The sequence below is a fragment of the Nitrospira sp. M1 genome (assembly GCF_965152605.1).
Map to the genome: position 1 here is coordinate 831,920 of NZ_OZ224217.1, position 21,040 is coordinate 852,959.

The 21,040-nt window shown below is 46.6% G+C and carries 15 protein-coding genes, 2 tRNA genes and 1 other RNA gene; 9 read left to right on the forward strand and 9 right to left on the reverse strand.

Annotated features, from left to right (window positions below; translation table 11 throughout):
- The first annotated feature begins 36 nt into the window (after nt 1-36).
- The 4 genes from ACWHX8_RS04045 to ACWHX8_RS04060 all read left to right on the forward strand — a co-directional run bounded on the left by ACWHX8_RS04045 (nt 37) and on the right by ACWHX8_RS04060 (nt 3,027).
- Nucleotides 37-795, forward strand: a complete 759-nt coding sequence (locus ACWHX8_RS04045; protein ID WP_447970684.1) for a zinc ribbon domain-containing protein — start codon at nt 37-39, stop codon at nt 793-795.
- Nucleotides 796-977: 182 nt separating this feature from the next.
- Nucleotides 978-1,421, forward strand: an RNA gene (gene rnpB / locus ACWHX8_RS04050) — RNase P RNA component class A.
- Nucleotides 1,422-1,879: 458 nt separating this feature from the next.
- Nucleotides 1,880-1,957 (forward strand) — tRNA-Glu (locus tag ACWHX8_RS04055).
- 197 nt (nt 1,958-2,154) lie between these two features.
- Nucleotides 2,155-3,027: a formylglycine-generating enzyme family protein gene (locus ACWHX8_RS04060; RefSeq protein ID WP_447970685.1), complete on the forward strand. Its 873-nt coding sequence runs from the start codon at nt 2,155-2,157 to the stop codon at nt 3,025-3,027.
- 69 nt (nt 3,028-3,096) lie between these two features.
- Here the strand turns inward: ACWHX8_RS04060 and ACWHX8_RS04065 are convergent, their stop codons facing one another.
- From ACWHX8_RS04065 to ACWHX8_RS04080, 4 genes are all read right to left on the reverse strand, one after another.
- Entirely contained in the window at nt 3,097-3,423 is a 327-nt protein-coding gene (locus ACWHX8_RS04065; protein ID WP_447970686.1) for a cupin domain-containing protein, read from the reverse strand.
- 419 nt (nt 3,424-3,842) lie between these two features.
- Nucleotides 3,843-6,776, reverse strand: coding sequence for a DEAD/DEAH box helicase (locus ACWHX8_RS04070; RefSeq protein ID WP_447970687.1), 2,934 nt, complete (start codon nt 6,774-6,776; stop codon nt 3,843-3,845).
- Nucleotides 6,777-6,859: 83 nt separating this feature from the next.
- Nucleotides 6,860-7,072, reverse strand: coding sequence for a DUF3892 domain-containing protein (locus ACWHX8_RS04075; protein WP_447970688.1), 213 nt, complete (start codon nt 7,070-7,072; stop codon nt 6,860-6,862).
- 362 nt (nt 7,073-7,434) lie between these two features.
- The gene (locus tag ACWHX8_RS04080; RefSeq protein WP_447970689.1) at nt 7,435-10,974 is read right to left on the reverse strand and encodes a vitamin B12-dependent ribonucleotide reductase; all 3,540 of its coding nucleotides are present in this window, start codon (nt 10,972-10,974) and stop codon (nt 7,435-7,437) included.
- Between the two features lie 800 nt (nt 10,975-11,774).
- Between ACWHX8_RS04080 and ACWHX8_RS04085 the strand changes: the two genes are divergently transcribed.
- Nucleotides 11,775-12,065, forward strand: a complete 291-nt coding sequence (locus tag ACWHX8_RS04085; RefSeq protein WP_447970690.1) for a hypothetical protein — start codon at nt 11,775-11,777, stop codon at nt 12,063-12,065.
- A gap of 15 nt (nt 12,066-12,080) precedes the next feature.
- Here the strand turns inward: ACWHX8_RS04085 and ACWHX8_RS04090 are convergent, their stop codons facing one another.
- The gene (locus ACWHX8_RS04090) at nt 12,081-13,475 is read right to left on the reverse strand and encodes a TrkH family potassium uptake protein (protein WP_447970691.1); all 1,395 of its coding nucleotides are present in this window, start codon (nt 13,473-13,475) and stop codon (nt 12,081-12,083) included.
- Nucleotides 13,476-13,746: 271 nt separating this feature from the next.
- Entirely contained in the window at nt 13,747-14,154 is a 408-nt protein-coding gene (locus ACWHX8_RS04095) for a hypothetical protein (protein WP_447970692.1), read from the reverse strand.
- 236 nt (nt 14,155-14,390) lie between these two features.
- On the opposite strand from ACWHX8_RS04095, the gene mtaB reads away from it, so the two are divergent.
- The 3 genes from mtaB to ACWHX8_RS04110 all read left to right on the forward strand — a co-directional run bounded on the left by mtaB (nt 14,391) and on the right by ACWHX8_RS04110 (nt 18,475).
- The gene (gene mtaB / locus ACWHX8_RS04100; protein ID WP_447970693.1) at nt 14,391-15,773 is read left to right on the forward strand and encodes a tRNA (N(6)-L-threonylcarbamoyladenosine(37)-C(2))-methylthiotransferase MtaB; all 1,383 of its coding nucleotides are present in this window, start codon (nt 14,391-14,393) and stop codon (nt 15,771-15,773) included.
- A 15-nt stretch (nt 15,774-15,788) separates the two neighbouring features.
- Nucleotides 15,789-17,159 (forward strand): tRNA (N6-isopentenyl adenosine(37)-C2)-methylthiotransferase MiaB, encoded by a 1,371-nt coding sequence (miaB, locus tag ACWHX8_RS04105; protein WP_447970694.1) that lies wholly within the window; start codon nt 15,789-15,791, stop codon nt 17,157-17,159.
- A gap of 386 nt (nt 17,160-17,545) precedes the next feature.
- The gene (locus ACWHX8_RS04110) at nt 17,546-18,475 is read left to right on the forward strand and encodes an HDOD domain-containing protein (protein WP_447970695.1); all 930 of its coding nucleotides are present in this window, start codon (nt 17,546-17,548) and stop codon (nt 18,473-18,475) included.
- Nucleotides 18,476-19,305: 830 nt separating this feature from the next.
- On the opposite strand, the gene ACWHX8_RS04115 is transcribed toward ACWHX8_RS04110, so the two are convergent.
- Complete coding sequence (locus tag ACWHX8_RS04115) at nt 19,306-19,599, reverse strand: STAS domain-containing protein (protein WP_447970696.1); 294 nt, start codon at nt 19,597-19,599, stop codon at nt 19,306-19,308.
- 410 nt (nt 19,600-20,009) lie between these two features.
- Here ACWHX8_RS04115 and ACWHX8_RS04120 point away from each other — a divergent pair.
- Nucleotides 20,010-20,085 (forward strand) — tRNA-Arg (locus tag ACWHX8_RS04120).
- A gap of 163 nt (nt 20,086-20,248) precedes the next feature.
- Here the strand turns inward: ACWHX8_RS04120 and ACWHX8_RS04125 are convergent.
- Nucleotides 20,249-20,554 carry a helix-turn-helix domain-containing protein gene (locus tag ACWHX8_RS04125; RefSeq protein ID WP_447970697.1) on the reverse strand — a complete coding sequence of 102 codons (306 nt, stop codon included), beginning with the start codon at nt 20,552-20,554 and terminating at the stop codon, nt 20,249-20,251.
- Complete coding sequence (locus ACWHX8_RS04130; RefSeq protein WP_447969882.1) at nt 20,551-20,883, reverse strand: type II toxin-antitoxin system RelE/ParE family toxin; 333 nt, start codon at nt 20,881-20,883, stop codon at nt 20,551-20,553. The genes ACWHX8_RS04125 and ACWHX8_RS04130 overlap by 4 nt, the downstream gene beginning before the upstream one ends.
- Between the last annotated feature and the right edge of the window lie 157 nt (nt 20,884-21,040).

A 21,040-nucleotide genomic window follows, 5' to 3' on the forward strand; every position in this document is an offset into this window, starting at 1 on the left:
CTCGATTATTTTTATGTCTTTTCATCAGAGGTCCCATTGAATTCTCAACTGCAATTTCTCATTGAACTCCAACGGTATGATCTTCGTATTTTTGAAATTCTCGACCATAAGAAAAAACTCCCAGACCTGGTTCACATCGCGAAAGCGCCATTGTTGGAGGTCAGTAAGCAACTCGAAGTTCTTCAACATGCAGGAGAGACGTTAATCAGGCAACGGCGTGATGGTGAACAGGAACTTTCGCTTCAGGAAGAGCACATCCAAAAAATTCGTGGTCGATTGAATGATTTAAAAACCAATAAAGAGTATCAAGCACATTTATTCGAAATTGAGCTGGCAAGAAAAAAGAAAGACGCTCTTGAAGAATCGGTGCTTGAAGTCCTGGTCCAGGTTGAGCAAAACGAAAATGAGCAAAAAGAACTTCAGGCGCGTATGGGAGAAGTCGAACACGCATTTGCCAAAGCTAAAGAAAAATTGGAATCAGAAAGTCTCTCCCTCGAACAGGAATTGTCGACACTTGAGCGACAGCATGGCGAATTAACCGTTCAGGTGGACCGTGGGCTGTTAGCTCGCTATATGAAGCTCAAATCCCTGCGGAAGGGATTTGCGATTGCGAAAGTGAAGGATGGCGCATGCTCAGGATGCCGGTTGCAATTACCGCCCCAACTTGTTGCTGAAGTGAAGCGTGCCGATGAATTATTAAACTGTTCGTACTGCTATCGAATCTTGTATTGGGAGCCAACACCAGAAACGATGCTTGATACTCAAGCTTCTGCTCCTGAGGCTCAGAATATGTAGGAACTTCGGTGAATGGTTTTTGTCAGGTGACGGAATCGCTTTCAAGTATGAGAGAGCTGCCTACCCGTTGTTGTTTCTCGTGTCATCGCGTACTATTTTTTCATTGTCCATAGTTTTCGCGACCTGAAGGGTGAGCCTTGCATTCCATTCCCCGAGCACCCTATGATGGACGTGGCGTGAAGGGAGTGGACTGGGTGATCGCTTACTCTTAGGGGTAAGAGGAAAGTCCGGACTCCAGAGGGCAGGGTGCTGGGTAATACCCAGGCGGAGTGATCCGACACCGGCGCCACAGAAAACAAACCGCCGATGAAGAGGTTGTCTTTTCGATGATCTTTTCAGGTAAGGGTGAAACGGTGGGGTAAGAGCCTACCGCGCCTGTGGTAACACAGGTGGCAGGGCAAGCGTCACCTGGAGCAAGACCAAATAGGGGAACGATTCAGTCTGTCACTTTTTAGTTCCAGCGATGGAAACCGGAAGAGTGATAGGTTGCTAAAGGTTGGCCCGATCTAGGTTCCCGGGTAGGTCGCTAGAGGCTTAGAGCAATCTCAGTCCCAGAGAAATGATCACTACCGTATTGAGGTCACACTCAATCGGAACAGAATCCGGCTTACAGGTCCACTCCATCGCCATTTATAAGCCACCAACGCAATACATGTTCCCTGGTTATCGTTGGTCATGGCACCGTGTGAGCCAGGTTCGGTCGGCTTGTTTTGGCCACCTGCCATAGATCTATCAGGTGAATGGCGGAGTTCTCACGGGTGGATATGTATGAAGAATGCACCGGCTTGTTATCGAGTCGAGGAATGTTCTATACCAACAATTGAGATTCCCTATAATCTTTGATAAGAGCCGTTCAACCGTTAGCCCAGTTTTTTAAAGAACGAGTGTGAGAGTCGACGGTGTTTGACTCGCATTTTTTGCGTTGGTACAATGCGCCTCTTGTGTGGATGTGCTGTTTTTGAGAGATGTTTCTTGAATGGCGTGAGTCGAGCATACTGAGCCTAATTTGTGGGTTTCTTCACCACGTTCTGTATTCTTCGCACAACTTCTATACACGAAACCGTTGTTAACAACAATTTATCTTGTCCCCATCGTCTAGCCTGGCCTAGGACACCAGCCTTTCACGCTGGTAACACGGGTTCAAATCCCGTTGGGGACGCCACTGCAAGCCGCTAGAGGAGGCATTCTTCTAGCGGCTTTCTAATTCTAGAAGAAGATTGGTAAGATTTATCTATAGCCGTTCCAATATACTTCCGTCTGTACGACGTGTGTTGTTGTGCTGTGTACATGATGTACATTCGGCTGGAAGTTATTTGGATTCGCTATAATCATATTACTTGCCATTTTGTAGGGGACACCATGAAATTCTTTCCAATGTTCGTCGTGGCGGGTGTGTTGTTTTTCTCATCAAATTTTCTTGCAATTCCGGCATGGGCTGAGTCAGAAGACAGCGGGTCAGACGTCGAGGAAAAATTCGGGTCGATGATTCTGATCCCAGCGGGAGAGTTTACAATGGGTGATAATGATCACCATGGCAACGAACAGCCAGAGCATCAAGTCTGGTTAGATGACTATTTTATCGATCGGTTTGAAGTGACGATGTCTGACTATCAGAAATTTTTGGATGACAACATGAAACTTGAGCCTCCGCCACTTTGGGATGACGGATTGGCTTTTAATGAAGCGGCTGATCGTCCTGCCGTCGGTGTGACATGGGAAGCGGCCAATAAATACTGCGAATGGGCGGGAAAGCGATTGCCGACTGAGGCCGAGTGGGAGAAGGCTGCGCGTGGGACCGATGGCCGTCGGTATCCTTGGGGGCATATGCAGCCGTTTGTCGATATTGCTCGGTATAATCTCGGCATTACCGGATGGGTCAGCTATACATTGACTCTGGCTTCGGTACGAAGCGGGGTTAAAGGGATGAGCGTACGTCATGGGCTCAAGACAGGCGGGAAAAGCCCCTATGGGCTCTACCACATGTCTGGGAATGCGGCCGAATGGGTATCAGATTGGTATGATCGTTACTACTATGAAGATAGCCCGGAGAAAAACCCACAGGGGCCTGAATCAGGAACTCGAAAGGTGTTGCGTGGTGGGTCGTGGGAAGATGAGCCGAGAAATATTCGAGTGACGGCACGGTCGAAAGCTGAACCAGAATTCACCGATCTGACGATTGGCTTCCGGTGTGCAAAGAATGCCGCAGAGGCAACGTCGGCCAGTAAGCAGTAGTGTATTGTTCTCTGTAGATTCCCGCTCTGGACGACGTGGCTGCTCGCGTGTCCAAGAAGGTCGTCGCAACTACTTGGATTGGCTATAGTTGTTGGTCACGCTTGTGTTGCGTTTCTGGCCATAGAGCCATCGAGCGGTTTTCCCACCAATATTTCTAATCGTGTGTTGAATATTTGCTGGAATGTGAACTTCTTCTCCTATTTCCGGCTGAATACGCTTCCCCTGTATTTCCAATTCAAGTTTGCCTGATAGAAGCATAAATAATTCTTCTGTTGTATTTTGTGTGCCGTTCCAGGTTCGGCCGGCATGGTCAATCCACAGCCCACAGGTAAAGCCTCGCGCATGCCAATCTTTTGCCACCTCTGACCGTTCAGGTACAACTCCTGTGGTCTTCATGAGACTTTCCTCCGAAATGTGAGAAGAGATGTCGTCATATTCTTACGGTAATTTCTTTGAAGAATGGTCTGCTTCGATAGTTTGTAGAATGCATTGATGTCTGTCGGACTCTAGGGCACATTGAAGCCAAACCGCTAAAGGAGTGCCTACGTAGAAGGCATTTCAAAAAGTCTGTACCTCTGGTGATATGGGAGGGCTATGTAACAGAGCAAGAGGGGAGCAATCACTCTGATACCCATTTGATCTTTATATTCACTCGATGAAACGATGTCAATCCCATCTCAGTGTGGAAAACGTGTGAAATGCAGTGGACAACTTTCGTGGTATTGGACAATGTCTTCTGGAGGTAGGAGTTTCTTGGAGGATGGGCTGGGGATATTGTTAAAGAAAAAATCCTAACCGATGGATGAAACTCAAAATTAGGAACCAATTACATAGAAATGATCGTGCCTTTCACGAATCAAATAATCATCAACAGATCCTAATATGTTTCCTAATTTTTCAGAGATTGAGGTAGGTGATATCCCCGGCTGTACTGCAATAATCCTAAAGGATATTCTAGCTGGAGGCTCATCACATATAAATTGACGTAGACTCTCTAGATCTCCTTTCAAAAAAGTACTCATTCCCTTTCGTTCATTAAATCTATAAGAAATTCGCTCAAATAACTTTGATGGCCGCGTATAAATGGTGCACTTAACCGATTGGCCGCAGACTTCATAAACATCTTCTACCCTGTCTCCTGGCAAAACACCCCCTGACTTCTTACAGTGATAGAATTTCACCAAAATACCGCTATCAATCCTCTCTACAGCAATAAAGTCTGCAATTTCACCTGTACCATGATCAAAATAGATGACATCGTTCCTATCATCTTCGCTCAACTGTTTTGCCAGAAAATCTTGGATGGATATTCCACTATCTGAAGAAGGATTGCACTCATTGGTAACGTCAACGCCATGTGACATCCAGTCAACGGATTCAATCAAATCAACTCTATAGTTTAAAACGACAGTATCAGGTGCTTTCATATAACTCATTCCATGAAAGGATGAAAGTGACCCAGTGAAAAAAACAAGAGGGTATTCACAAAGAAAGTTGGACAGATCATCAACGCTCCCCATTTTTCTTACCTTTGCTTCTCTCCCGTTGTCATTAGAAAATAATGGCCCTCCAGAAATTGAATATTTATATGCAAATTTTTGATCTTCAATACTGACAAAAAACGGTATTTCAGTATCACTTACTGAGGAGTAATCAATCGTCAAGTCACAATCTAGTAATTGACAAATTTTTATTTCTCCATCTTCAGTAATATATTCCACTTGGTAGGTTCCTTTATATATTCCCTTATCCCAATCACAATACATTACGTCTTCTGGAATAGATTCCAACTCCTCGCCTACTGAAAGAATATCCAAGCCACATTGTGTGCTTTCATTGTTATTGCTACAGATTTTTCCTGCTATAGATCGACACCATTGTATCAATTCTGGGATTTGACTGGACTTATTACTCCATACCTTTGAAGAACTGCTTATCCCAATAGTAATTTCGGCACCGTTTTCTTCTGCGCTACCAAAACTATGTCCTCGATGATAAAGACGGGCGTCCGAAGGTTGTATTGCTTTATCCGCTCCAGAACCTGATATTATTCGATATGACTCACTCGTACTGGATTTCGATCGATTTCTCATCCCAACATTGAAGAATTCATGGTTTTTCAATCCGTTCAATGCTCTATTAATCATATTCAACGGCAAAATTTTATATGCACCATCGGTTATTCCTTGCATGACTATTTCGTAAAAACCTTCGGTTCTCCTTGTAAAACATAGGAATATTAAACTAGCCTCGACATCATGATAAATAATAAATGCATCATGATTTACGTTATTAAATCGGTCATCCTTACTAAACGCTGACCTTTTAATTTCCTTGGTAAGATATATTGTGGTTTCCAAACTGTCGCTAACACGCTCATATATAACCTCAATATCTCTTGGCCATTCGATATCGCCTTTTATATCTACATCTCCCTGGACGCTATAAATTTTTATATGATGATAAGGCTCTATTGAGTAAAGAGAAATATCACTAAAATTTTCATCCTCATACTCTCCAGTACTTTCGAAGGTATCTAAAGCTTCTCTAACGGTTGACTCACGTTCAACTCTCATAGAACTTAAATTCGCTATCATTTCCTGCCATACTGATTCAGATCGATACAATCTTTCTGATTCAATCTTTATTTCAGATGGCACAGCAATAAACTTGGCGGCACCTAAATTAACGCCACTTGTACGAGCAAATCTACCAACAAACTGTAATGTTACTGAAAGAGATTTATGCGGACTATGAATGGCAGCTATCTTCAAACTCGGGAAATCAAAACCTTCTCCAAGCATATCGACACATATAATTCCATCCAGGGCTCCTTCAGAAAGGCTTTTTACCACTGCTTTGACATGCTTTAAAGAATGCTCCCCCTTAATCATCTTTAGCTTTAGGTCTGTATTCTCCTCATAGATTTCAAGAAGTTCTGTAGCTCTTTTCTTGCTGTCGGTACGAACCATTATTCGATGTTCAAACCCTTCGCGCTTGTCCTTTTTAAATTGTCGATTAGCCTCTTTAGCAATAGCCACATCTGATGTAGCCCCACTTTTGTTAAGATTCACTGGTACGTAATGAATTTCACCAAAAATGCCATCTTGATAAGCTTTGGACAAAGAGTACGTATAAATTAATCTTCCTTTTATTTCCTTATTGTCGCGCCTGAAGGGTGTAGCCGTGAGAAGGATTTTTTTAGCATCGGGAAACGAATCTATTATGCCTTGCCACGTTTTCGCTGGGCTATGATGCGCCTCATCGATTAAAACAAGATCAAATAGATCTTCAAGAGGCTCGGGTATTTCATCAAAACTGGGGCTGATACTTGGTAGCGTGCCAACAACAACATCGTAAGCCCTCATACTGTCCCAAAACTCCACGGAAGTTATACGCTCACGAGTACTATAAACACTAGGAATTTCAATTGTTTCAGGAACAGCATTAATTTTTTTTAGAACTTCTAGTGTTTCAAACTGCTCTGATATTTGTTCACGAACTAATCTACTGGGTGTAATGACTAATACTCTTTTAGGTCGCAAAAGGAATGTTGATGCTATCAGTACGGCAGTCTTACCCGAACCAGTTGGCATCGTTATAATTGCAGGATCCACGCGATTTGTGAAATGCGAAGCAATAGCATGCAAAGCTCCTAACTGAGCATTTCGAAAACCTTTTTGTGCACTTTCTTCAGATATCGGCCATTCAAAGTTTTGGTAGTTTGAAGAAAAATAGTTTCGTTCCATAAAATCCATTTACCTATCTACTGTAATAAACTTTTGCTTAAGACAAATGAGAATTCCCCATTTCTTCAGGGTGTTATTTCATACTATTTATTTCTATTAATATTATCTTTTGTGGAACTATCCGGATTATCTCGAGCATACTCTCGACCATTTACCTTAACGATGTGCACACCTTGATGCTTGCCTTGTTTTATTTCTTTTAGAATTTCAGTTCGTTTTACATTTTTTCTATTCCCAACATCATAAGTTTCATTACGTCCTCCAGGGCCATCATTGTTTCCTTTTATTTTTGTCATAATTTTATCCCTTCAATTTATGGTTAATGAAAATAAAAAGGCCGCGCTATTTTGGAGGACTAATCCCCCAGAATAACCGCGGCCTCTCCGTCGATATGACGATGCCTCTGCGGAAAACTATTACCCGATTATCAGATCAAACCGTTTGGGATACTGATCCATGCACTACAGCGATTGCATTGAACATAGATAATCCCTTTCACCTTCTGGATCTTTTTATATCTTGTGACGAGTTGCCCTCTTCCCTCATGAGCACTCTCAATCACAGTATTCCGACAAGCTCGGCATCTAATTTTGAAAGGTTCTTGGTTCATTTTTATAATCCCTGCCATTGTTACGTTAAATGATATTTATGGGGCTTATTATGAACACCCATTGGTTGCGCCGCAGTTATCGCATTTCAGGCACATGCCATTTCGCACCATTTTAAACTGCTTGCATTCCTGACAGGGATCGCCTTCGTAGCCTTTGAGTCGCGCGATCTGGACTTCGGTGTACGTCATGGTCTCTCGTTTCACTTCGACCTTATGAGCAATGCTGCCCCCATTGCCTTTGTTCTGTTGATTGCCTCCGTTTCGAGCTTGACGCCTTGCAGGAAAGACTCCCGGATTGATCGACGTGGACGCTAACGCCTTCGGATCAACAAAGTCCTGGCCGTCATCGTCATCATCGGCGTCATGTCTGACTGAGTCGGCCCGCAAGTCATCTGGGGCTACTTGTTCGAGGTCATGGCGGTCCAAGTAGGTAATGGCTAATTCACGGAAAATATAGTCGATAATCGACGTGGACATTTTGATGCGATCATTGAGTTTGACTGGGCCATTTGGTTCAAAGCGTGTAAAGAGAAAGGCATCGACAAACTCTTCGAGTGGGACCCCGTGTTGTAATCCTAATGAAATGGCGATGGCAAAGCAGTTCATCAGGCTTCGAAACGCCGCACCTTCCTTATGCATATCCAGGAAGATTTCACCTAATGTGCCGTCTTTATAATCACCGGTTCTCAGGTAAATCTTGTGCCCACCCACAACGGCTTTTTGCGTGTATCCGCCTCGGCGGGTTGGCAAGGGGCGGCGTTTGGCAAGGTATCGGACCAAGACTTGTGTCGCGGCATGTTGTGCCGTGGCCATCACATGGTCGGTCCGTCCACTTGATTTTCCTGAGTCGACCGAAGCGTTCAAGGGTTGGCTGAGTTTAGAGCCATCTCGGTAGAGGGCCACCGCCTTCAACATCGATTGCCATCCCATGAGGTAGGCATCCTTCACATTGTCGACTGAAGAGTCTGCTGGCATATTGATGGTTTTACTGATGGCGCCGCTAATAAACGGTTGCGAGCTGGCCATCATGCGAATGTGCGCATGTGTGGCAATGTATCGTTGTCCGGTCCGTCCACATCGGTTGGCACAATCGAATACCGGTAAATGTTCATCCTTGAGGTGTGGAGCGCCTTCGACGGTCATCGTCCCGCAGCAGTAGTCCGTGGCTGCTAAAATTTCTTCTTGTGTAAATCCAAGCGTCTTCAACATATTGAATTGCGGATCACTCAGTTGCTTGTCTGTGAGTCCCAAGGTGTCTCGGCAAAACTCCTCGCCTAAGTTCCATTTGTTGAAAACGAATTGAATGTCGAAGGCCCCGTCGAGCGCGGCCTCAACACGATCAATCGCTGCGCGATTAAATCCCTTCGATTGGAGGCTTTCGTGGTTAATGAAGGGAGACCCTTTCAGCGTACGGGTTCCTGAGACATATGAGATAATGTCCTGGATTTCTGATTGCGTGTAGCCCAGTGTCTGTAACGCAGGAGGGAGACTTTGATTGATAATTTTGAAATACCCTCCGCCTGCCAGCTTTTTAAACTTGACGATGGCAAAGTCGGGTTCAATACCGGTCGTATCGCAGTCCATGACCAATCCGATTGTGCCAGTTGGGGCGATGACGGTGGATTGTGCATTGCGAAATCCATGTTTTTGGCCGAGATCGAGTGCGCGATCCCAGGCTTTTCGAGCAGCATGCAGAAGATTGTCCGGACATTGTTCGCTATCGATGCCATGGGGAAGAATTGACAGTCCCTCGTATTCATCTTCTTTCGTTGTGTTGTATGCGGCACGCCGGTGATTTCTGATGACTCGAAGCATCGACTCTCGGTTTCGGGGATACGCTTTAAATGGTCCAAGCTCTGCGGCTATTTCCGCGGAAGTCGCATAGGATTCTCCGGTCATAATAGCGGTGATGGCCCCGCAGATGGCCAAGGCTTTGGGAGAGTCATAAGGAATTCCCAGTCGCATGAGGACCGACCCAAGGTTGGCGTAACCAAGTCCAAGCGTACGATAGACGAAGCTTTTCTCCGCAATAGCTCGACTGGGAAATCCAGCCATGAGTACGCTGATTTCTAGAACAGTCGTCCAAAGCCGTACGGCATGACGGAAGCCGTCTAAATCAAACTCTCCCTCTTGAGACGTAAAGCGGCCTAAGTTCAGAGAGGCTAAATTACAGGCTGTATCGTCGAGGAACATATACTCGCTGCAGGGATTCGATGCATTGATTCGGCCATCCTGCGGGCAGGTATGCCATTCATTGATGGTCGTATCGTATTGAATGCCGGGATCTGCGCAGGTCCAGGCCGCCCAAGAGATACGATCCCACAGCTCGCGGGCTGGAATGACTTTGCTTGTGGCGCCATTGGTTCGTTGTGTGAGGGTCCATTCGCTATCCTGCTTCATGGCTTCAAAAAAACCGTTAGGGACCCGGATGCTGTTATTCGAGTTTTGGCCCGACACGGTTTGATAGGCCTTACTGTCCCAATTGGTGTCATATTCATGAAACACGAAGTGTGTGAATCCTTGTTTGGCATAGGAAAACATGCGTTGGGTATAGGCTTCCGGCACCATAGCATCGCGAGCCGCTTGAATAGCCTCTTTCAAGCCAGGGTTCATCTGCACATCCGTTTCAACGTGGGACGACCCGTCAGTTTTGGTGAGATGACAGGCCGAAAGAACGGCATTGAGGCGTTGAGCGCAGATTTTTGACCCGGTCACCATAGCAGCGACTTTTTGCTCTTCAATGACTTTCCAGTCAATAAACTCTTCAATGTCCGGGTGATCAAGATCCAGGCAGACCATTTTGGCCGCTCGTCGAGTGGTTCCTCCTGATTTAATGGCCCCGGCAGCTCGGTCCCCAATTTTCAGGAAAGACATCAGTCCGGATGATCGTCCACCACCAGAAAGCGGTTCGGAATCTCCGCGTAACTTCGAAAAGTTGGTGCCGGTGCCTGACCCATATTTAAAGAGCCGAGCTTCTCGGACCCAAAGGTCCATGATGCCGCCTTCATTCACCAAATCATCGGAGATTGATTGAATAAAGCAGGCGTGAACCTGCGGACGCTCATATGCGTCTTTGGCTTGTTTGACGCGTTGGGTTTTGGGGTCGACATAATAATGGCCTTGTGCCGGACCTGAGAGTCCATACGCAAAGTGTAGTCCTGTGTTAAACCATTGGGGAGAATTTGGCGCAGCCATTTGTTGGGCCAGCATATAGCAAAGTTCATCATAAAACGTTTTGGCGTCTTCGGGTGAGTCAAAGTACTGATGGGTTTCACCCCATTGCGTCCAGCAACCAGCAAGGCGGTGGAACACTTGACGAGCGTCGCGTTCTCCTCCGGTGACGGGATTGCCGCTTTCGTCATAGATAGGATTTCCTGCATCATCAACCTGAGGAACACCGGCTTTTCGAAAGTATTTCTGGGCTAAAATGTCAACGGCCAGTTGTGTCCAGTGACTTGGCGCCTGCATATCCTCCAGTTGAAAAACCACAGATCCGTCAGGATTTCGAATTTCTGACGAGCGTGTAGAAAACGGGATCGTCTCATAGGGGCTTTTTCCGGCATGTGTGAATCGGCGATCAATTTTCACAAGGCTTCTCCTTTCCAGTTCACTAAGACGTGAAGCTACCTGTTTTACCCCAACATTTATGAGGAGAATGGGCTATTCTCGACCTTCTTACACCTCAAAAGAAGACAGCAAGACGACATTCATGCAGAGGCTCAACGATTTTCTAAATAAGAATGCGTTGAGCAGGACTATGACTCTGTATGAAAGCAGGATGATGTTGTTGAAACTTGGCTGGTATAAATGAATTCAGAAGAACACAACAGTCTTGCGTTAAGAATTGCCCAAAAAATAGTCGATGACGTTCGGTAAGTCATATTCAACATAAGGTATAAGATACCCAATGTATAGCGGTAAGTGAAAAATGTCAACACTAAATATTGTGTTTTCTCTGTGGTTTGTGTGGATAAACGTGAATATCTTGTGTGTAGTGAAAAGCTCTTGTATTTTAAGTATTTGCTCAAATTTCTTGACAAGTTATCAACAGGTAGTGGAGATAGTATTCGACGTAGTCTTCCAGTTTCAGGAAAAATTGACGTCACTATAGCCGTTCCAATTGACTTCCATCTGTACGACGTGTGTTGTTGCGCTGTGTACATGATGTACATTCGGTTGGAAGTTATTTGGTTTCGCTATAGTGAGTCGGTTTTCACATTTTTTCGATTGTGTATGGCAATTTCTCCAGAGGAGAAAGGGTTTTCAAGAGTCATGAGGAATACGTTATCGTGTTGTGCATCTTAAAGGTACAAAGCAGGTCAATAGAAGATAGTGTCAACAATAGGAATGGGTGACCGTTGTCGGTCGGAGAGAAAAGGAGTGAACATATGTATGTGTGGAGTAAACGCCTCGTTATCGGATTAGTGGTGGTATTTGGCTTGTTGGAGGTGGTGTTTTGGGTTTCGACAAGCGGAGGCGATGGAAGCCAGTTACAGACTCGCACGACGCGATGGATGGCGCTGAATTATGTGTTATTGATGGTCTGGGTGTTTGTCTGGATGTTTGATCAGGCGCGAGTTCGTGGCAAAAATGTCTGGGTCTGGATTGTCCCGTTTTTTATTGCTCCTGTTCCGACGCTGGTAGCATTTGTGCTGGTTTTACAACGGAAGATCACGTGAAGGGTACGCGAGTCACTACCCGATGACGATCCGGGATTGGGGCAGTCGATAGCGGGTATGGACCACTGTTTTCACGGCAAAGAGCCCAATCATCAATGGCCCAAATCGTCCGAGGAGCATGGATATGATAATCATGATTTTCCCGAAGTCCGTGAGGGAAGCTGAAAGGCTGTGATTGGCCCCATCGCCGAGTGACATGCCCACAATGCCTAATGCAGAAGTCACTTCAAACATTAACCCGAGAAAGCGCTGGTGTTCAGTAAAGGTCAGGACCAAGGTGATTGTCGTGATCATGGCGAGGGCAATAAGGGCAAGGCACAGCGAGCGAATCGTCAGGTCTTGGGGAATGCGTCGATGAAAAATTTCTACATCGTTTTTGCGACGGAGCACTGCCCAAATAGTCAGGCACACGATGGCAATAGTCGTCGTTTTGATGCCTCCCGCCATACTGCTCGGCGACCCGCCTATCGCCATTAAAAGGAGCAGAAAGTACAACGTGGCATCCTGCATTTCATTGATTGGGAGCGAGGTAAAGCCGGCGGTCCGTGACACGGCTTGGAAGTATGAGGCCAGAATACGTTCTCCGGCATTGAGGGAATGAAAGGTGGCGGTATTGCTCCATTCCAGTATGGCGATGCCAATCGTCCCTGTCACGATCAAAATCGCGGTGGTGATCGCCACGAGTTTGGTATGAGTTTGGAAACGAAACCGTCGGCCGGTCATATTATCGACGAGATCTTCAAATACAAGAAAGCCAATACTTCCTAAAATGACTAATGTCGTAACGATCAGATTCAGGGAAATATGGGCTTGATAGTTCTCAAAGCTATTGGGGAAAAGAGAAAAGCCTGCATTGTTGAACGACGAGATGGCGTGAAATAGTCCGTTATACAGGGCTGATCCAAACGGCATCTCCTGAGCAAAAATGGCGGTCAGAAGAAGCGTCCCAATGCCTTCAAGAGTGAAGGTAATGATGGCGACCATTTTGACATAGCGAATGGAGCCTTCCATGTCGATGGTGCTCAACGTTTCCGTGAGCATCATGCGATCTCGCAAGCCAATGCGATGTCCGAGAATAAGGAGAATGAGCGTCGCCATCAGGGCGTACCCCAATCCCCCAATCTGAATCAATAGTAAAATGACGAGTTGCCCGAAGGTGGAGAAATCGTGTGGTGTATCCATGACAATCAGCCCGGTCACGCACACAGCAGACGTGGCTGTGAACATGGCATCAAGAAACCCCAGCTCAATGCCGGGATTGGTGGAGAAAGGGAGTAAGAGTAGGAGTGTGCCAATGAGAATGAGGGCCAAGGCTGCCAGGGCAACTGTTTGGCCTGGGAGAAGTTTGAACGCCAAGAAACGTGCGAGGAGTGAGCGTCCGAATAGCGCGCTTCGCGCAATGGTGCTCATGCTTCGTGTTTCCATGTTGCGATCATAAAGCATGTACAGAGAACGGGGTGGATCAGACCTGAGCATGTCCGAGATGTCATGTCCGTCTCTGTCGTGCGAATGTCGATGTACGTATCACGGTCGTTTGAGGAGGCGCTGAGCGAAGAAGGGGGCTGAAGAGCCGTATGACTCATGGACAAATGTCTGTGGGAAATGAAGGTGTCAGTGTTTGAAAGCCAACGATACTCTAATAGATAGTTTTAAGGCAAGACGAGGATGTGTCGGTCTTGATTCAACAGGGTTGACCATTAAAGAGGCAGGGCTTATAACGACTCGTATCAAATTCGGTGTTTTCCGCATACAGGGTTTCGTTTCCATTTACCCCGTCCCGTTCCGGATCGTTCCACATGGCGTGGTTCCACCAATAAAACTGAGGGTAGGGTTCTAGGTAATAGACTGGATTGCCATAGACGCTTCGTTGATTGTCCAAGACTTTTCGCCCTGTTACATAATCGACTTTCCCGTTACCTTTAAGGGAATAGAGAAACATGACCATCCTGGCCTCATGATCGTAGATTTCCTCAAGTCGGCTATCCTCGTCTGGTTCTGTCGGCAGGGAAGGTGTGGCGACCGCATGAGTAGCGGAAGAGATGGCAAGAAGGACAATCAGTAGAAGCAATGTTGAGACGATGGGTTTCAAAGAGCAACCCTCTATGAAAGGTCAATCACACGTCTTACTATGAATCTTAGCACGCAATGCATGAACGTTCAATTGCAAGATCGACAGCCGTGGCGTGTATAGCCCTGTGGTCGTTCTCCCTCGCGTATTGCGCGGGACTCTTTTACATGAAGCGCATGAGTCGTCTCGTAAAGTGTCACGCTAATTCTCAGGCATGTTCTTGTTGTCGCACGATGGCTAAACTATAATCAGTTGCTATGGAACTGCAGAGCCCAAAAGCCCGGCGCGTCGCGTTTTACACGGTGGGGTGCCGATTGAATCAAGCTGAAACGGCAATTCTGACTGACCGATTCGATCGTCTAGGGTTTCAGCCTGTGAAATTTGGTGAAATGACCGACGTGTTGGTCGTCAATACCTGCTCTGTGACGGAAGGGGCGGAAACGGAATGTCGCCGTGTCGTTCGCCGGGTCTTACGGAAATCTCCCCATGCATTCGTTGCGGTCACAGGGTGTTATGCCCAAACGGGTGCGGAGACCCTGCAGTCTATCGATGGGATTGATCTGGTTTTAGGGACGCAATACAAAATGCAGCTACCGGACTATCTTGCTGCTCTCTCGTCGACTGACAAGCGTGTGCAGCCGGAGTTACTGCATACCCGAAAAATCGATCATGAGAACTTCACGATTGAAGGGACGGGAGATTATTCGACGACCCGCGCCAATCTTAAACTGCAAGATGGGTGTCAGTTTATGTGTTCCTTTTGCCTGATTCCATTTGCCCGCGGGCGAGAGCGGAGTCGCCAGGCAGATGATGCTGTGCGAGAGGCGCATGCTTTGGCCGAGCGTGGTCATAGAGAATTAGTCTTGACGGGGGTCAATCTTGGGCAGTATCAGGATGCGGGAGTGGATTTGCTGATGCTGCTTCAGCGTCTCGAATCCGTTCCGGGGATTGATCGCATTCGTATCTCTTCAATTGAACCGACGACTATTCCTGATCAACTTCTAGACTATATGGCAACATCCAACAAGCTGTGTCGGTTCTTGCACGTGCCCCTACAAAGTGGAGACGACACGATACTCAAAGCGATGAATCGTCGCTATACGGTACGGGATTACGTCCAATTTATAGAAAAAGCGGAACGCACCATTCCTCACCTTTGCATCGGTACTGACGTAATGGTGGGATTTCCTGGAGAAGGCGAGCAGGAGTTTGCCAACACCCACTCCATCATCAATGCACTTCCTTTTTCGTATTTGCATGTGTTTAGTTTTTCAAATCGCCCTGGGACGGCTGCGACGAAACTTCCCCATCATGTTCCACCTCACATTATTAAGCAACGGAGTCAGGAGCTGGCGAAACTTTCTCAGCGTAAGCGGTTCGCTTTTTACCAGCAATATGTGGGACAGTCGGTTGCCGTGTTGTTTGAATCTCGAAATGCAGCGGGCATGTGGACAGGACTCACCGACCAGTACATCAAGGTTGGCGTTCAGTCCACAGACGATCTCTCTAATGAAATTCGTGATGTGGTGATTTCCGGTGTGACGGACGGGCTTGCGCTTGGCCATCTCAGTGAGGGAACATCCGAATCTGTTGAGCCTCTACAAGCGAGCCCTTTGCTCATGACTTCTGAGAGCGTGTAACCAGGAATTACCCCCATGATCCATCAAGAATTAATTCAGCCGTCATCGACCCATTCCCCTGTCCAGGTCGCACGTCCGAAATCGTATCAGGTCTACATGGAAACCTTTGGCTGTCAAATGAATGAGTATGATTCGGAACTGGTCCGGGCCATGCTGAAAACCCAAGGGTTCGGCTTTACGGATCAGAGTGACCAGGCTGATGTGATTCTTTTAAATACCTGTGCCATTCGTGAAAATGCGCATAATCGTGTGTATGGACATTTAGGGAAGCTGAAATCGCATAAGAAAGAACGAGGCGTTGTGATCGGTGTCTTGGGCTGCATGGCGCAGAATCTTAAAAAGGAGTTGTTGGACAGTCAGCCGTTTATCGATGTGTTGGTTGGTCCGGATGGCTACCGTCAGCTACCGACCTTGCTGACAACAGCCATCGAAACGCAAGCTCGCGGTTTGTCTGTTGATCTCTCTGAATACGAGACGTACGACCACATCATCCCTGAGCGTGTGAGCGGGGTCAATGCGTGGATAGCCGTGATGCGTGGATGTGATAATTTTTGTACGTTTTGCGTTGTGCCGTACACGCGAGGGCGCGAACGTTCTCGCGATCCAGAAGGAATTCTTTTCGAAGCGCAAGGTCTCGCAGATCGTGGGTTCAAGCAAATTACGTTGTTGGGCCAAAATGTCAATTCATTTCAGTTTGACAATTGGGATTTTGCTAAGTTGGTGACCGCGGTTGCCGACATTCCTGGTATTGAACGGGTACGGTTTATGTCTCCGCATCCAAAAGATTTTCCTCCGGCCCTGTTGGATACGGTGGCTCAACACCCGAATGTATGCAGCCAAATTCATCTACCGCTTCAATCAGGGAACGATCGAGTATTAGACGCTATGGGTCGCGGCTATACGCGAAAGGAATATCTTCAATTGGTTGAAGCGATTCGACGTCGTGGGGATATTCCGTTGACCACCGATATCATTTGCGGATTTTGCGGAGAGACGGATGATGAATTTCAAGAAACCGTCCGTCTGATGGAAGAGGTCGGCTATCACGCGGCCTACGTGTTTAAATATTCAGAACGGAAAAACACCATTGCGGCAAGGAAATTTCCTGATGATGTTCCGGAGGCGACCAAAACGGAACGGGTAGCCCAGTTAATCGATGCACAAAAGGATCTATCCATACAGAACAATCGTAAACTGATCGGTCAGACTGTCCACGTGTTGGTTGAAGGTGATGCGAAAAAGTCCAGTCAACAATGGGTGGGGCATACTGAAAGTAATGTGACCGTGGTCTGGAATAAATCATCACAATCAACTCAACCAGGGAAATTGCTGTCTATTCTTGTTGAAGATGCCTCAGCCTCGACCTTATTTGGGCGACCAACATAGCTGTCTGATTCTTTTCCCTTCGTTTTTTTACTGCAGACCTTCCCGAACGTACTTATTGAACGTCGACATTCTCCAGTAATCGTCGCCACGCAGGGCATTGAGTGTTGGAACCCTCAGGTACAATGCTGATTTAGATATTGACGATGCATGCTGGAGGGTGTGAACTGTTGTGTGATTGTGTCTCAGTCATAGCTGGAAATTCTTTGGTCCCGGTATAGAAACGAGGAATACTATGCTCCGCAATGGCGTAAAACGGACAGGAAGTGATGAGGTGAACACGGCTCAAGTTGGCACGAGTTTGACCGATGAATAGGTGTGTTCATCATCATGATATTTCCCTCGTCATGCGAGTTTTCGTAGTGATTCATTAAGGGTCTTTCTTTCTCATGGATCAACACCTTCTTCAACGAATCAAAAATTGTAAGACGCTCCCAGCCATTCCCAGCCTTCCGCTCCAGGTTCTTCAGATGTGTCGGGAGGAAGGCGCAGACTGTCAAAAGATGGCCGATATTATTCGTCAAGATCCGTCGTTTGTCGCAAAGCTCCTCAATGTGGCCAACTCGAGTTTCTATGGTGGTTCCCGTCATAAGGTGACGACAGTCACGCAAGCCGTGACACTTCTGGGCATGAACTCCATTGCGACGCTCGCGTTTTGTTTTTCGTTGTATCGGGATTTGAAAAAAAATGATGGCACTGCGTTCGATCATACGCGCTATTGGCATCGGTCTATCGTTTCCAGTGTCGCGGCGCGGGTATTAGGGAAGTGGGCGCATGCCGCCAACTACGAAGAAATTTTCCTCGCGGCGTTGTTGCAAGACTTGGGCATGTTGGTGTTGAGCGAGGTCTTTGTCGGCGATTATGGGCAAATATACAAGTTGGCCGGATCGGACCATGCGGAGTTGCAGCGGTTAGAGCGAGAGCGCTTTGGTAGTGATCATAGCGAAGTGGGGGGCTGGCTGGCCGATACGTGGGAATTGCCCGACATGATGAAAGCGGCTGTGCGTGGCAGTCATGATCCTGATGTCGCCGATGTGGCGGAAGAGGTCCGTCTAACGGTACGCTGCGTGATGTTGTCAGGTCGTTTAGCCGACCTATGGTGTGATCCGTCCAAGGACACGGCGTCGCAGGAATTACTCTCGCTCATCCAGCAATATTTTAAGATCGAGCCTCAAGGGTTCATTGCGATGTTGACCGAAATTGCAGAAGTTATTCCCGAATTTTCCTCTTTCTTTCAGATAAATCTCGGCAGCGAAGATGATATTCAACGCGTGGTTGCGACCGCTGAGCACGCCCTCCTCACCTCCAGTTCGTCCTAATTGCATTGTCGGATTTCTTTCGGCTACCGCGAATCCCCAAAAACTTTCCATTCCAAATTCTCTCTCCACCTGCGGCAAAACGTGCCTTATAGCCGTTTCACATAACTTCCACATGTTTGAAGTGAGTCATCGCGCGAGGTTATAGCGAAACCAAATAACTTCCAACCGAATTTACAAAATGTACACAGCGCAAACATAAAGGAAAGTTATGCCCGCCTGTATGCCCTGTATACGATTGGCGGTTCAATAACGAAGGGTTATAGCGAATCCAAATACGTTCCAAACAGGAAAATACAACGAACTCAGCGCGGTACAACGTTTCCACCAGCGGAAGTTATAGCCGTACCTTTCACCTTTTGCTCCTACGACATGTGTGGTTGCGCTTTGTACATGATATCAATTCGGTTTAGAGTTATACGGTTACGCTATAATTGAAACGGCTATAACCAGTATTCAGTGGATCGACATTTATAGCGAACCCAAATAACATTCCAGCCGAATGTACAATATGTACACAGCGCAAAATCACACGTCGTACAGACGGAGTATATCGGAACGGCTATAACTGATTCGGCATAACTGGAACGGCTATCATTGATCGACCTCAGCTGGAACGTATTTGGATTCGCTATAACTGTTGGAAGTTTAAAGAAACGGCAATCACGCCAGAAGACTGTGACGTCCCTATAGTGGGAGAGGCGGTGTTGTGCTCGTCGTTAAGCTGCGAGGGGGACGTTTTCTTTCATTCTCAAATCCTCGGTGTCTGGATTGAAAACGCAGAGGCCTCCATTGGGAGTTGGGTCAGGCGCAATATGGGCCCAATGCCGTGCTTATGAGGCGGCGGCGGTGTCGAACTCGGATAGAATGGTTCGTACCGAGTCGGGGGCATGAAGGATTGTGCCTTCGATGCCAAGTTGCCGCACAGTGTGAAGGGCAAAGCAGAGCGTGCCGATGCTGACGTTTTCTACTGCCGTGACTGCGGCCAGATTCAATTGTAGTTGTTTCGTACCCAGGGCATGAGCATGGCGAATCGCCCGTTCACAGGCAGCGCCAACCGTGTGATCCAACGTACCCTTGAACCGTACCTCTAGTCGGTCTTGATAGATATGTTCGGTGATAGTCATGAGACCCTCCTTGAAAAGTTGTTCTGTGTTCAGTACACAGGACCGGAGGACTCATGCACTATTCCCCAAAAGACCTAATGGTGCTGTTTTTGATGATCTCAGCTCTTCATCTGATGAAATCCTGCAAGAATAGGCCATGGGTAAGTTCCTAGACTGTCTATATTACAAGGAAAAAGGGTGTCTAGTGTATGACGAAAATGAAGAATACACGTAGAAGAAGGAGTTGTGATATGAACTTTAGAGTTGACGGGCCAATTGAGGGGTCTGTATAAGGTTGGCTAGCTTGATGTCAGGACTGGTCAAATACTGATTAATTTGTAGGTTGTCTTATAATCCTGCTTGAAGGCTAACTACGGCCCAAAGTTTTTTTGTTTGACTGACTCATCTGACTCAATGACAATAGCCACAACGCGCCCGTAGCTCAATGGATAGAGCACCTGACTACGGATCAGGAGGTTGGGGGTTCGACTCCCTCCGGGCGCGCCAGCATTTCTAAACATTTGAATTTACGGGAGTAAGCTGACATTAAACGGTTGAACACCTAAACATACTTTTGAGCAACGAAATCTTCGAAAAGCTCTATGAATAAAGGCGAAAAGGGAGTTCGAAAAAATAGAGTAACTTTATGAGCCTCATTCCACAGCTTCACTTACGCTGCTGTAATACTTTCCAAGGCTTTTTTCACAACATTGGGCCGTTCGTTAATCACCATGAGATAGGCTTTAGCCGGACCTTCCGGATGCCGGTTGCCTGATTCCCATTTCTTTAGTGTGGAAAGACTAAATCCATAAGTTTCAGCAAAACGCTCTTGTGTTAAACGGGTCTTTTCACGTATGGCTTTCACGTCGATGTCGGCTGCGATAATGTAGTGAGCGCGGCCTTTGGTTTTGTCACCGCGCATATAGTCAATGGCGTCATTGATTCCTGCCATAATTTCATCACCAGCTTTTGTCATGGCTTCATCTCCTTTTTCAATATTTGGATGCCTTTATAATAGGCGTGTTTTTCTGCATCCGTGATATTGGCCTTTTCGTTTTTTCCGTACACCGTGAAAAGAAATACAGGGTTTTTCTTATCGTAGTAATAATAAATCAACCGAAAAGAACCGCTTTTGCCTTGTCCTTCCCTGGCTACACGAAGCTTTCTTACGCCGCCGGTCTTCGGAATAACTTCACCCGCTTTGGGGCTTCTCGCAATTGTGTTAAGCAAATCATCCTTTTCTGCTTGGGTCATGATTTGCTTTGACTTTTTAATAAATTGTGCCGTTTCGATAATGGTAATCATTAATTTCCTGTATATTTATATGGTACCCATTGAGAACTATTTGGTCAAGAAGAAAGTTCTCAACGAGAACTATCCATTTGCGCTTAAGGAGTGAGAGTGGATTTTAAGGATCTGTCCTGAAGTATCTGGTTCCATTCTTCGAGAGTTTCGAACAACG